The following is a 13,076-nucleotide window of genomic DNA, read 5'->3' as shown; positions in this document are numbered from 1 at the left end:
CTTATAAGTTTTCCTTTACAAAGTTAAGTGCAGCTTCTTTTGCTTCTTTTACTTTAGAAACATCTTTACCACCTGCTTGTGCGAAGTCTGGTCTTCCACCACCTCCCCCACCAACGATTGGTGCAATTGCTTTAATCCAATCACCTGCTTTGATATTTGTATTTTTGCTTCCAGCTACTAACATTACCTTATCACCTTTTGCTTGGATAAGTAAGATAGCAACTTTTTCATTTCCATTCTTATAATCATCAACAAGTTTCTTAAGGTCTCCATTTTCAATAATATCAACAACTATTTTTGTATCATTAATAGTCTCTTCTGAAATAGGAGTTTGAATAGAGTTTTGTGCATCATCAAGCTCTTTTTTAAGCTCTTTGATTTGTTCTTTTAATTTTTTGATACCAGTTATTACATCACTATTTTTAACTTCAGCTTTAACTTGAGCCATCTCATTAATAATTGCTTTTGTATAGTTAATTGCAGCAAGTCCACAAACTGCTTCAATTCTTCTAACACCAGCACTTACTCCTGACTCTTTAGTAATATAAAAAGAACCAATATCTAAAGCATTTTTTACGTGTGTTCCTCCACAAAATTCTACAGAAACATCACCGAAACTTACAACTCTTACAACATCACCATATTTTTCACCAAACATAGCAATTGCGCCTTTTTCTTTAGCTTCTTCAATTGGAAGTTCTTCAATATTACCTTCTAATCCTCTTGCAATCATAGAGTTTACTAAATCTTCAACTTCATCTATTTGTTCAGTTGTCATAGCTTTAGGATATGTAAAGTCAAATCTTAATCTTGAAGCATCATTTAAAGAACCTGCTTGAGAAACTGTATCTCCTAAAACCATTTTTAAAGCACTTTGTAAAAGGTGAGTTGCTGAGTGATGTTTTGCTACTTCACCTCTATTTGCAACAATAGCATTAACCTCTTCACCTACACAAATATTTGATTTCTCAACTTTTACTTTAGAAAGGTTAATTCCATGGAACTTTTCTGTTGCTTCAATAATTGCAATATGCTCATTATCTTCTAATGCTCCAATATCTCCCATTTGTCCACCAGATGTAGCATAAAAAGGAGTTTTGTCTAGCATAACCCAACCTTTTGTTCCTTTTTCTAAAGTTGATACTTCTTTAAAGTTCTCATCAAGTAAAGCAATAATCTTACTTTTTATAGTGATATTTTTATATCCTACAAACTCATTTACACCATATTTTTCTAAAATAGCTTTAAAGTCACCTTCAGATGCAGTGTCTCCACTACCTTTCCATGAAGCTTTAGCTTTAGCTTTTTGTTCTGCCATAAGTTCATCAAACTTTTCTACATCTACATCAAGATTTCTATCTCTAAGCATATCTTGTGTTAAATCAAGGGGGAAACCTTTTTCATCATAAAGTTTAAATGCAACTTCTCCACTAAATTTATCTTTAGTGTTTGCTAATTCTTCGTTAAATAGAGTCATTCCTGATTCAATTGTTTTAAAGAATCTCTCTTCTTCTAGTGTTAATTGCTCTTTTACATACTCTTTTTGTTCTACTAATTCTATATAGTGAGAACCCATAATATCACATAAAGTATCGTAAAGTTTTGCCATAAATGGTTTTCTAAATCCAAGTAAATAACCATGTCTAACAGCTCTTCTCATAATTCTTCTATTTACATAAGGTCTTCCCTCATTCCCAAAAAGAATCCCTTGTGATAACATAAATGAGTTTGCTCTTAAGTGGTCAGCAATTACTCTAAAAGAACCAATAGTCTCTTTATCAGCTTTTTTCTTAGCTAACTCTTCAAGTTTTTTAATAATTGGTTGGAAGTTTGAAGAGTCAAAGTTATTAAATACACCTTCTTTAATGGCAATAACTCTTTCTAATCCCATTCCTGTATCAATTGATGGTTTTGGAAGTTCTGTTCTTGTGATAGTTCCATCTGCATTTTTTGTTTGCTCATATTGCATAAATACAAGGTTCCAAATCTCTAGGAATCTATCTCCATCTCCACCTAAATAATCTTCAGAAGAAGAAAAGTGTTCTTCTCCTTGGTCATAAAAAATCTCAGAGCATGGTCCACAAGGTCCAGTATCTCCCATTGACCAGAAGTTATCTTTATCTCCGAATCTTTTGATTCTTGAAGCATCAATATGTTCTTTCCATAACTCATATGCTTCATCATCATCATTATGAATTGTAACCCATAATTTATCTGTAGGAAGTGCAAGATTTACAGTTACAAATTCCCATGCATAAGCAATTGCTTCTTTTTTAAAATAATCACCAAATGAGAAGTTTCCTAACATCTCAAAAAGTGTATGGTGTCTAGCTGTGTAACCAACATTTTCTAAGTCATTGTGTTTTCCCCCAGCTCTTACACATAGCTGACATGATGTTGCAGTTGGATTACTTGGCTTTGGAACAGCACCTGTAAAAATGTCTTTAAACTGTACCATTCCAGCATTTGTAAACATTAATGTGGGATCATCAGGTACTAAAGGCATAGAAGATACTACTTCGTGTCCTTTGCTTTTAAAAAACTCTAAATACTCTTTTCTAATATCCATATAAATCATCCATAATAAATTTAAGATATATTCTATCTAAAAGTTTATTTAGCCAAGTTTATTTAAAGTTTTTGACTGTATAATCTTGTTACTTTAGACAATAAAAAGGAATTAAGAATGGGTAAATATATAGATTTAACTCCAGAAAATTTTGATGCAACTGTAAATAGTGGTGTATCTTTAGTTGACTTTTGGGCTCCTTGGTGTGGACCTTGTAGAATGATAGCTCCTGTAATTGAAGAGTTAGCAGAGGATTTTGAAGGTAAAGCAAATATTTGTAAAGTAAATACAGATGAACAACAAGATTTAGCAGTTAAATATGGAATTAGATCTATTCCAACAATTCTATTTATGAAAGATGGAGAGATTGTTGACCAAATGGTTGGAGCAAGCTCAAAACAAGCATTAGCTGAAAAAATTAACTCACTTGTATAAATAATCTAAAGCTTTGGCTTTAGATTATTTATAGTTTACTTCTTTACTTTCAACTTTTAATAGATGAAATATTTTGTCCCCAGTATAATAATTAAATATAAAAGATTTTATTTTTCCACTTTCATTTAAATAATAATTGTATTCAATTGATTCATTTATTAAATTATTAGAAGATATATATTTAATTAAGATTTTTAAACAAAGTTCTTCCTTTTCTTTAAAAAGTTCCCAATTACTTTTTATCATTTCACCTTGAGTAGTATAAAGTGTAGGAAGGTCTCCTTTATCTCCTAATTCTAGGTTTTTAAATGAAGCTTTGTAGTTTTGGTTTTTTATAGAGTACTCTTTTGAAGCAGACTTATATTTAATTCTAATACCATTTTTATCATACCAATGATAAGCTATTTCTTTTAAGTTCCCATTCTCATAGTCTTTATCCTCAACTTTAATTTCTGAAGAGTTCTTTTCAACAACTCTTGTTTCATTAGTCCATGAGTTTTTAACATTGGCAGGAACAACTAAAACTTCTGCCTTAAAGTCAAAGTTTTGAGTAAAAATACTACTTAAATCATACTCTTTAGCAAAGATACTTTTTGATAATAATAGTAGTAAAACTATATAAAACAACTTACTTTTCATAATGTCTCCTTAAAATAAAAGAAGACATTATAAAATAATTTTTATTAATATTTATTATTTTTTATATAATTTTTTTTCTTTAAAATATCTATTGGTCTCTTCTGAAACAACTTTAGATAATAGAAGTAGAGCAATTAAGTTTGGAATAGCCATAAGGCCATTTGCTAAATCAGAAAAATTCCATACAAGTTTTAATTCAATCATTGCTCCAACAACGATAAAACTTACAAAAACAATTCTATATAATTTAATAGATTTTTCTCCAAAAATATACTCAAAAGCTCTTTCTCCATAATAAGACCAACCTAAAATAGTAGAGTACCCAAAAAGTACAGTAGCAAGTACAATTATAATTGCTCCAAAATCCCCTAAGAAGTATTCAAAACTTTTTAAAGTCAACTCTCCTGCACTTCCGCCTGTTTGCCAAACTGGTGCCATAAGAATAATAAGAGCAGTCATTGTACAAACAACTAAAGTATCAATAAAAGTTTGAGTCATAGAGACAAGAGCTTGTTTTGCTGGGTCATTTGTTTTAGCAGCTGCAGCAGCAATTGGAGCAGAACCAAGTCCTGATTCATTTGAAAAAACACCTCTTGCAATACCATATCTTATAGCAGCAGCAACAGCAGCTCCTGCAAAACCTCCACCAGCAGCAATTGGATTAAAAGCATAATAAAAAATCATACCAAAAGCATCACCCACTTTATCAAAGTTTGTAAAAATAATTGTTAGTGAAGTACCTAAATAGATAATAATCATAAAAGGAATTAAAAAAGATGTAGTTTTACCAATAGACTTAATTCCTCCAATTACAACAAAAGAAGTGATTGTAAGTAAAATAATACCTGTAACCCAATTAGGAGTTTCAAACTGTGCAAATAAAGCATTTGAGATAGCATTAGATTGAGTCATATTTCCAATACCAAAAGATGCTAATACTGTAAAAAGTGCAAAAAGAAAGGCAAGTTTAGGCATATTTAAACCTTTTGATAGGTAGTACATAGGACCACCTTTAAAACCATTTTTACCTTTTTCTCTATACTTTACAGCTAATATTGCTTCTGAATATTTTGTAGCCATTCCTACAAGACCTGTAACCCACATCCAAAATACTGCTCCTGGTCCCCCAAAAGTAATAGCCGTCGCAACCCCTACAATATTTCCAATACCGACAGTTGCTGCTAATGCTGTCATTAATGCTTGAAAATGAGAAATATCTCCATCTGCATTTTTCTCTTTTGTAAAAATTAATTTAACAGCGTGACCTAATGCCCAAAATTGCATACCTTTTAATCTAATAGTTAAAAATAGTCCTGTACCAACTAATAAAACTAGCATTGGTACTCCCCATACAAAATCTGAGGCGGTAGATATCATCTTTTCTAATATTTCCATTTTATACCCCTTAAATTTGAAAGCTTGTATAATACCTTAGAGTTAGTTAAAAAAAAATGAATAATTATTCGTCAAAGCAAAGCCTTAGAAATATTAAGGTTTAATACGATAAAATTTACTAAAGGAAAAAAATTATCTTCTAAGAAAAGGTTAAACGAATGCTTAACAAAACTATAGTATTATTACGACCTTAAAATACTAGAAGTAGTTATTTCATTTGGTACAAAATAAAATGCACAAAAAGGATAATATATGTTAGATTTAGCAATTATTGGTGGAGGACCTGCTGGTTTAACAGCTGGTTTATATGCAACTAGAGGTGGACTAAAAAACGTAACAATGTTTGAAATGGGTATGCCAGGTGGACAAATTACTGGAAGTAGTGAAATTGAAAACTATCCAGGACAAGAAAAAGTTGTATCTGGGATGGATTTAATGCAAACATGGCCAGAACAAGCGATGAGATTTGGACTTAAACATGAAATGCAACAAGTTTTAAAAGTAAGAAAAGCTGGTGATAACTTTGAAGTAGAATTAGCAGATGGTTCAAAGCAAGAAGCAAGAGCTGTACTTTTAGCAACAGGTTCAGTTCCTAAAAAAGGTGGATTCAAAGGTGAAAAAGAGTTCTTTGGAAGAGGGATTTCAACTTGTGCAACTTGTGATGGATTTTTTTATAAAAATAAAGAAGTAGCGGTAATTGGTGGTGGAGATTCTGCTTTAGAAGAAGCGGTATATCTTTCAAAAATTTGTTCAAAAGTTTATTTAGTACATAGAAGGGATACATATAGAGCTGCTCCAAGTACAATTGAGCATATGAGAGCTTGTGAAAATATTGAAGAAGTAACTAATGTAACTGTAGAAGAAGTTATTGGTGACAATATGGGAGTAACAGGTTTAATTGTTAAATCAAAAGAGAATGATGAGTTAAGACAATTAGATGTACCTGGTGTATTTGTATTTGTTGGTAGAGATGTTTTAAGTGATGCTTTAAAACAAGATGATGGTTCATATCTTTGTGAAGTAAATGAGCAAACTGAAGTTGTAGTTGATCTTAAAATGAGAACAAATGTTCCAGGTCTTTATGCAGCAGGTGATGTAAGAATTGAAGCAGCAAAACAAGTTGTATGTGCAGCAGCAGATGGTGCAACAGCAGCAGTTGATATTATAGAATATTTAGGATAATAAAATGGGAAAATATATAGATTTAACACAAGATAATTTTGAAGCAACAGTAAATAGTGGTGTTTCTTTAGTTGATTTTTGGGCTCCTTGGTGTGGGCCTTGTAGAATGTTAGCTCCAGTAATCGATCAGTTAGCAGAAGAGTTTGAAGGTAAAGCTAATATTTGTAAAGTAAATACAGATGAGCAACAAGATTTAGCAGTTAAATATGCAGTTAGATCGGTACCTACAATTCTTTTTATTAAAGATGGAGAAGTTGTAGACCAAATGATTGGAGCAGCTTCAAAACAAGCTTTTGCTGATAAGCTAAACTCTTTAATCTAATTAAAAAAACTAAAAAGGCAAGAGAAATCTTGTCTTTTTTTTATGCATGAAATTTAATTAACCTTATACTTAATATTTTTTAAGTACTATACCACCTTTATTAAACTTTTTAAAATAGTAACTAGTATAATATGAGTTGCTAAATTAATATTATTGAATTATAAAATATAAAAGGAAAATCTTATGATTAATGTAGGAATTGTAGGAAGTACAGGAAGAGTAGGTTCTCTTTTAATTGATGATTTAGCAGTTGATAATGAAGCTAAGTTATCAGCTTGTCATGTTTTTGACACGCTAACAAAAAGTGTTCCAGAAAATACAGTAGTTACAAATGATATGAAAGTATTAGTAGACACTTGTGATGTTGTTATTGATTTTTCAGCTCCAGTTGCTACACAAAGCCTACTAGAAGAGATTGTAGAAAATGGTGGAACTAAACCATTGGTAATTGCTACAACTGGTTTTAATAAACATCAACAAAATTTATTACTTGAAGCTTCAAAAAAAGTACCAGTTCTTTATGCTACAAATATGAGTTTAGGTGTTGCAGTTTTAAATAAATTAGTATCACTTGCAAGTAAAGCATTAAGAGATTTTGATTGTGAAATAGTTGAACAACACCATAGATATAAAGTTGATTCTCCATCAGGAACAGCTTTAACTTTAGCAGAACATGCAGCACGTGCAAGAGACCTAGATTTAGATGCAGTTAGAGTATCTGGTAGAGATGGTGAAATTGGTGCAAGAACAAAAGATGAAATTGGTGTTATGAGTTTAAGAGGTGGTGATATTGTTGGTAGACATACTGTTGGATTATACAATGACGGTGAGTTTATTGAGTTACATCATACTGCAACTGCAAGAAATACTTTTTCAAAAGGTGCAATTAGAGCTGCAAAATGGCTTGTAAATCAAGAGCCAGGGCTTTATTCAATTAATGACTGTTTAGGTCTATAAAATAAAAAATAAATTAATATTAAAAATGAAAAGAAATTTCAGCACTCAAGTTCACTTTTCATTTTTTTTTAAAGGTTAAATAAATGTGTGCGATAGTTGGAATCTATGGTAATGAAAATGCCGCTAGACTTGCTTCTTTAGCTCTATTCTCTATGCAACATAGAGGGCAAGAAGCAACTGGAATCTCATCATCTTGTGATGGAAAAATTTATACTAAAAAAGATAGTGGATTAGTTTCTGAAGTATTTACTGAGGATGCTTTAACTTACCTAAAAGGTAATATGGCTATTGGTCATAATAGATACTCTACTGCGGGTGGAGAGTCTATTTTTGATGCACAACCAGTTTCTGCTAAGTATAAATTGGGGGAAATGTCTATTGTTCATAATGGAAACCTTATTAATAAAAATGAGGTTAGACAAGAGTTAATAGAAGAAGGTGCAATTTTTCAAACAGAAATGGATACAGAAAACTTAATCCATCTAATTGCAAAAAGTAGCCATGAAAGATTAAGAGATAGAATTAAAGAGGGACTTAATAAAACAATAGGTGCATATTGTTTTATTATTCAATCTAGATCTAAACAGTTTGTAATTAGAGATAGATATGGAATTAGACCTTTATCTTTAGGAAAATTAAAAACTGGTGGATATATTGTTGCAAGTGAGACTTGTGCTTTTGATTTAGTAGATGCTGAATTCATTAGAGATGTAAAACCAGGAGAAATGTTGATTTTTGCAGATGGTTATGATGAGCCAGAATCAATTCAGTTATTTGAACCAGAATATAGACCTTGTGCTTTTGAATATGTATATTTTGCAAGACCAGATTCTGTAATAAATGGTAAAAATGTATATAGAACAAGAGAGAATATGGGAAGAGCTCTTGCTAAAAATGATAAAAAAGATCCTGTAAAAGTTGATATGGTTGTTCCTGTTCCTGATTCAGGAGTTCCAGCTGCCCTTGGTTATGCAGCGGAGAGTGGAATTCCTTTTGAATATGGGATTATTAGAAACCACTATGTTGGAAGAACATTTATTGAACCAACACAAGAGATGAGAAATATGAAAGTTAAAATGAAACTTTCACCAATGAGATCTTTAATTGATGGTAAATCATTATTAGTAATTGATGATTCAATTGTTAGAGGTACAACTTCTAAAAGAATTGTAAAAATGTTAAAAGAAGCGGGAGCAAAGGAAGTTCACTTTAGAGTGGCAAGTCCAGAAATTAAGTTCCCTTGTTATTATGGAATTGATACTCCTAACCAAGAGGAATTAATCTCTTCAAGAATGACAAAAGATGAAATTTGTGAATATATTGAGGCAGATACATTAGAGTATTTATCTATTGAAGATTTAAAAGAATCAATAGGTAATGATGCTAATTATGCCCTAGAAAGCTTTGATGGTGACTATTTCGTTACAAAATAAAAATAATAAAAAAATTAAATATAAAAATAAAGAAGTTCTAACAATAGGAAGATACTTCAAAAATAAGTTTGGACACAAGGTATATAAAGTACCTATTTCAATAGGTGGTTTTACTTGTCCAAACATTGATGGAACAGTAGCAAAAGGTGGTTGCACCTTTTGTGAAAATGACTCCTTCTCTCCTAATCTAACTGAGAGAAAACCTAAATTTAAATTAAATCCAACAGTAAAAGAGAACCCTTTTTTAGATAATCAACTAAAACAACTTGAGCTACAATTTAATGCTACAAGAGATAGATTGAAAAATAAATTTGGGGTAAAAAAATATATTGTTTATTTTCAATCTTTTACAAATACTTATGCTCCATTGGAGACATTAAAAGCTCTATATACAAAAGCTCTATCTTTTGAAAATGTAATTGGTCTTTCTATTGGTACAAGAACGGATTGTATGACGGAAGAGATATTAGATTTTTTAGTAAACCTTAGTAAAGATAAAGAGATTTGGGTTGAGTATGGAATACAATCTTTTTATGATGAAACCTTAGTAAAGATTAATAGAGGAGATGATGCTTCTAATATGAGGTATTGGATTAAAAAGACTAAAGAAAAAGGATTAAATGTTTGCGGACATTTAATTTATGGTTTACCTGATGAAAATAAAGAGATGATGTTAAATACTTTAGATGAAACAATTGCTTTAAATGTAGATTCTATTAAATTCCACCCTTTATATGTGGTTAAAAATACACTTCTTACAAAAGATTATAAAAGAGGTAGTTTTACTCCTATCTCAGAAGAGTTATATATTCAAACAGTAGTTGAGTCAATAAAAAGATTACCTGATAATATCTCTATTCAAAGAATCACAGCAGGAATTGATGATAGTACTTTATTAGCTCCTATGTGGTGTAAAAATAAGCATGAACAAATTTCAAAGATAAGAAAAGCTTTATTAAAAGAGGGACTAAAGTATTAAAGGGATTACTAAGAAATTTTCTTAGTATTATCCTTTGATTTTAAGAAGATAGTCAACTACATTTTCAATAAATGCATCATGCTTTCTATCTTTTCTATATGCAATATATAACTTTCTAGACATCTTATGATTTCCAATTCTAGATTCATATAAAGCACCAGCTTTAAGTAATGATTCAATTGCATTTCTTGATACAATAGAAACAGTTGGTGTTTCATTTTTATCTGAGTGTAAAACAGTCTGTACAATTGTTGTTGCACTTGTAACTTCACTTGTTACATCAAATGTATCACAATCTGGATAGTTGGCTTTTTCTAATGACTCTTTAAAGATTAATCTTGTGTGTGAATCAGGGTTTCTACATACCCATTTATAAGATAGTAAATCACTAGCTTTTGCTTTTGCTGGAAGTTTTTGATTTGAGAAAATTACAATCTCATCATCCATCCATTCTCTATAAATAATATCATCATCAGGAATATAGTTTTCAACTAAAGCCATATCAATTTTTTTATCTAATAAATCTTCGATTGCTTTGTGAGAAACAGAAACATTGATTGATACATCATTGTTGATATTCTCTTTTAAGTTATTTAAAAATCTTGGAAGAATATAGTTTCCAATAATAAATGAAGCTCCAAATAAAAAAGTTACATCTTTATTCATTATTTTAAGTAACTCTTTTTCTGCATTGTTCACACATCTTTCAACTTTTTGTGCAATAGTGTATAGCATTTGACCCTCTTTTGTAAGCCTAATACCATTTTTTTTCCTATCAACAACTTGCACATCAAGATAATCTTCTATGAACTTCATTTGTTGAGTAACAGCTGGTTGAGAGATACCTAACTTGGCAGAAGCTTTTGAAAAAGACTTCTCTCTAACGACTGTTAAAAAAGTTTCGAGTTTCGCAAAATCCGTTAACATTCTTGTTGCCTTTAAAAATTTTAATGATTATAATAACATTTGTTTATAAATAAAAAAATTAAGAAGAGTAATTAATTTAAACAAATTATGCTATAATCTAATATATTACCTTATTAAATTAATAATCAATATTTAAAACAGAATATTTTTTTTTGGTAAATTTTGGAGTAAAAATGTTAGAAAATTCTTTATCATCATTAAATGAGTCTCAAAAGGAAGCAGCACAACATATTGATGGTTCTCTTTTAATTCTTGCAGGTGCAGGTTCAGGAAAAACAAAAACAATCACAACAAGACTCGCATATTTAATCTCAATTGGTATTGACCCAAGTTCAATTCTTACATTAACATTTACAAATAAAGCTGCAACAGAGATGAGAGAAAGAGCTTACTCTATGATTGATACAACAATAGTAAATACTCCACCACTACTTTGTACTTTTCATAAGTTTGGACTTCTATTTTTAAAGTTTCATATGAGTGAATTAGGTAGAAAAAACAACTTTATTATAATAGATACTGATGATAAAAAAAGAATTTTAAAATCAATTGATAAAGAGATAACAACTTCACTTTTAGTAAGTGAGATTTCAAAATACAAAAATACTTTAATCTCTCCAAGTGAAGCTAAAACAGCAGCACAATTAAAAATCTATCAACAAATTGCAGATATATATGAAAAATATGAAGCTTATTTATTAAAAAATAACCTAGTGGATTTTGATGATTTATTATTACTTCCTTATAAGATTTTAGAAAAAAATGAAGAGTTAGCAAAGCAGATTAGTCAAAAATACCAATATGTAATGGTAGATGAGTACCAAGATACAAATGAACTACAATATAAACTTTTAAGAAAACTTTGTTTAACTCATAATAATCTTTGTGTTGTGGGTGATGATGATCAATCAATTTATGGTTGGCGTGGGGCAACAATTAAAAATATTTTAAACTTCTCAGAACACTTTGAAAATACAAAAGTTGTAAAACTAGAGAATAACTATCGTTCTACAAATATAATTTTAAATCATGCAAATCAGTTAATTGAGCATAATAGAGATAGACTTGGTAAAAAACTTATAGGTACAAGAAAAGAGGGTGATAGTATTAAAGTCTATGAATCTTCTGATGAAAATGAAGAGACTAGAAAAATCACAGATGATATTAAAAAATTAATTGCAAGTGGTGAAAGTGCTAAAGATATTGCCATTTTATTTAGAGTTAATGCCCTTTCAAGATCTTTAGAAGAAGGTTTCAATAAAGCAGGACTTAATTATAAACTTATTGGTGGAATGAAATTCTATGAAAGAGCAGAGATTAAAGATTTAATTGCTTATTTTAGAATTCTTACAAATACTACTGATAACTTCTCTTTAAAAAGAGTTATTAATAAACCAAAAAGAGGAATAGGTAAAACTACTATTGATAAGTTAGATGCAAAATCACTTGAATTAAAAAAACCTATTTTTAATATTTTAGAGGATTTTGAACCAGATGAGTTAGCTGCAATAGTAGGAAAGAAAAACTCACGAACATTAAAAGTATTTATGGCTTCAATTATGGATTTAAGAGATACAATGGAAGAGTCTAAAATGAAGTTTTTAGATACCTTTGAAGATACTTTTGATTATAGAGCATCATATGATAATGTTCCTGATGGTTTTGATAGACAAGCAAACATTGACGAATTTTATGGATATATTAGAGATTATTTTATCCAAAATCCTCATTTAAATTTAGAAGACTTTTTAAATGAAATAGCCTTAGAATCAGAACAAGGCGAATTAACTGACCAAGCAGTTTCAATGATGAGTATTCACTCTTCAAAAGGTTTAGAGTATAAACATCTATTTATAATAGGATTAGAAGAAGGTTTCTTCCCAATTATTGGAGATGGAAGTGATATTGAAGAAGAAAGAAGATTAGGTTATGTTGCAATAACAAGAGCTATGGATACTTTGACTCTTTCTTTTGTACATTCAAGATTTTATAAAGGGAAAAGGACATCTTTATTAAAAAGTAGATTTTTAAGTGAGAGTGGACTTATTAAAGGAAGCCTAACAATCGAGAAAACTTCATCATATAAAAAAGGTGATTTAGTTCAGCATAAAATTTTTGGTATGGGAAGAGTTCAAAAGGCTACAAAAGCAGGTAAGGATTATAAGCTTACAATTAATTTTGGTGGAACAAGAAGAGATATATTATCTTCATTTGTAGAAAAGATTTAGTAAAAATATA

11 protein-coding genes are annotated in these 13,076 nt (G+C 30.0%); 7 read left to right on the top strand and 4 right to left on the bottom strand.

Annotation, left to right across the window (positions count from 1 at the left end; genetic code table 11):
* Position 1: 1 nt before the first annotated feature.
* The gene (gene alaS, locus ABIV_RS11525; RefSeq protein ID WP_114840021.1) at positions 2–2,569 is read right to left on the bottom strand and encodes an alanine--tRNA ligase; all 2,568 of its coding nucleotides are present in this window, start codon (positions 2,567–2,569) and stop codon (positions 2–4) included.
* Positions 2,570–2,686: 117 nt separating this feature from the next.
* Here alaS and trxA (ABIV_RS11520) point away from each other — a divergent pair, with 117 nt between their 5' ends.
* The gene (trxA, locus tag ABIV_RS11520) at positions 2,687–3,004 is read left to right on the top strand and encodes a thioredoxin (RefSeq protein WP_114840020.1); all 318 of its coding nucleotides are present in this window, start codon (positions 2,687–2,689) and stop codon (positions 3,002–3,004) included.
* A 24-nt stretch (positions 3,005–3,028) separates the two neighbouring features.
* On the opposite strand, the gene ABIV_RS11515 is transcribed toward trxA (ABIV_RS11520), so the two are convergent.
* Entirely contained in the window at positions 3,029–3,643 is a 615-nt protein-coding gene (locus ABIV_RS11515; RefSeq protein WP_114840019.1) for a hypothetical protein, read from the bottom strand.
* Between the two features lie 54 nt (positions 3,644–3,697).
* Entirely contained in the window at positions 3,698–5,038 is a 1,341-nt protein-coding gene (locus ABIV_RS11510; RefSeq protein WP_114840018.1) for an alanine/glycine:cation symporter family protein, read from the bottom strand.
* Between the two features lie 252 nt (positions 5,039–5,290).
* Here ABIV_RS11510 and trxB point away from each other — a divergent pair, with 252 nt between their 5' ends.
* The 5 genes from trxB to mnmL all read left to right on the top strand — a co-directional run bounded on the left by trxB (position 5,291) and on the right by mnmL (position 9,911).
* Entirely contained in the window at positions 5,291–6,220 is a 930-nt protein-coding gene (gene trxB / locus ABIV_RS11505) for a thioredoxin-disulfide reductase (RefSeq protein ID WP_114840017.1), read from the top strand.
* A 4-nt stretch (positions 6,221–6,224) separates the two neighbouring features.
* Positions 6,225–6,542 carry a thioredoxin gene (gene trxA / locus ABIV_RS11500; RefSeq protein WP_114840016.1) on the top strand — a complete coding sequence of 106 codons (318 nt, stop codon included), beginning with the start codon at positions 6,225–6,227 and terminating at the stop codon, positions 6,540–6,542.
* A 183-nt stretch (positions 6,543–6,725) separates the two neighbouring features.
* A complete protein-coding gene (gene dapB / locus ABIV_RS11495; protein WP_114840015.1) occupies positions 6,726–7,499 on the top strand; it encodes a 4-hydroxy-tetrahydrodipicolinate reductase in 774 nt (257 codons plus the stop codon).
* 83 nt (positions 7,500–7,582) lie between these two features.
* Positions 7,583–8,932 carry an amidophosphoribosyltransferase gene (gene purF / locus ABIV_RS11490; RefSeq protein WP_114840014.1) on the top strand — a complete coding sequence of 450 codons (1,350 nt, stop codon included), beginning with the start codon at positions 7,583–7,585 and terminating at the stop codon, positions 8,930–8,932.
* Positions 8,907–9,911, top strand: coding sequence for a tRNA modification radical SAM protein MnmL/YtqA (gene mnmL, locus ABIV_RS11485; RefSeq protein WP_114840013.1), 1,005 nt, complete (start codon positions 8,907–8,909; stop codon positions 9,909–9,911). The genes purF and mnmL overlap by 26 nt, the downstream gene beginning before the upstream one ends.
* A 27-nt stretch (positions 9,912–9,938) precedes the next feature.
* On the opposite strand, the gene ABIV_RS11480 is transcribed toward mnmL, so the two are convergent.
* Positions 9,939–10,838, bottom strand: coding sequence for a LysR family transcriptional regulator (locus ABIV_RS11480; RefSeq protein ID WP_114840012.1), 900 nt, complete (start codon positions 10,836–10,838; stop codon positions 9,939–9,941).
* Between the two features lie 173 nt (positions 10,839–11,011).
* Between ABIV_RS11480 and ABIV_RS11475 the strand changes: the two genes are divergently transcribed.
* Positions 11,012–13,066 carry an ATP-dependent helicase gene (locus ABIV_RS11475; RefSeq protein WP_114840011.1) on the top strand — a complete coding sequence of 685 codons (2,055 nt, stop codon included), beginning with the start codon at positions 11,012–11,014 and terminating at the stop codon, positions 13,064–13,066.
* The last annotated feature ends 10 nt before the right edge of the window (positions 13,067–13,076 follow it).

The organism is Halarcobacter bivalviorum, assembly GCF_003346815.1.
Taxonomy (GTDB): Bacteria; Campylobacterota; Campylobacteria; order Campylobacterales; family Arcobacteraceae; genus Halarcobacter; species Halarcobacter bivalviorum.
Note: the sequence above shows the minus strand (reverse complement) of the source record. Positions and strands in the feature narration are given on the sequence as shown.